The organism is Enterobacter sp. 120016, from assembly GCF_018383635.1.
Lineage (GTDB): Bacteria > Pseudomonadota > Gammaproteobacteria > Enterobacterales > Enterobacteriaceae > Enterobacter > Enterobacter asburiae_D.
This window is the reverse complement of sequence record NZ_JAHAWC010000075.1, coordinates 1-203: the sequence shown is the minus strand read 5'-3', so window position 1 is coordinate 203 and position 203 is coordinate 1. Positions and strand designations below refer to the sequence as shown.

Annotated in this window: 1 pseudogene; it reads left to right on the top strand. The window is 55.2% G+C overall.

Going from position 1 to position 203, the window contains the following annotated elements:
* Positions 1-203, top strand: a pseudogene (locus KIF87_RS23180) (DUF2931 family protein); the annotation flags it as partial.

The window sequence follows — 203 nt, the reverse complement described above, 5'->3', positions numbered from 1 at the left end:
ATTTTGAAACAATGCTGCTTGTGGCTGTTTTTAATCCTGGCCACCCTGACGGGCTGCCATACAGGTGAGCCAGCAACCCCCGAAGAGACCGGCGGGATGCCTTACGGGAAATGGGACTTCGCTTTCTTCACCCCGAAAGCGCTGTATGCCGACGTCACGCAGGCGCTGATAATTGATGAGAAGGGGGTGGTGTATACCTTCCG